The organism is Pseudomonas leptonychotis, assembly GCF_004920405.1.
Lineage (GTDB): Bacteria > Pseudomonadota > Gammaproteobacteria > Pseudomonadales > Pseudomonadaceae > Aquipseudomonas > Aquipseudomonas leptonychotis.
Window position 1 is genome coordinate 1 of the sequence record NZ_RFLV01000027.1, and the last position, 206, is coordinate 206.

Annotated in this window: 1 protein-coding gene; it reads left to right on the forward strand. The window is 67.0% G+C overall.

Annotated elements, in window-relative coordinates; genetic code table 11:
- A partial coding sequence (locus tag D8779_RS20515) for an Ig-like domain-containing protein (protein WP_136666462.1) occupies positions 1-206 on the forward strand: 206 nt, incomplete at both ends.

Genomic DNA, 206 nt, shown 5'->3' on the forward strand with positions numbered 1-206 from the left:
CGCTGCTGTCGATGCCGCCGGCAACGCCAGCACTGCCGCCAACGCCACCCAGGCCGTCGACATCGGCGCGCCCACCGTGGCCAGCATTGTGATGGCCGACACCGCCCTCAGCGTCGGTGAGACCAGCTTGGTCACCATCACCTTCAGCGAGGCGGTCGTCGCCTTTGATAACACCGATGTCAGCGTCGAGAACGGCACCCTCAGCG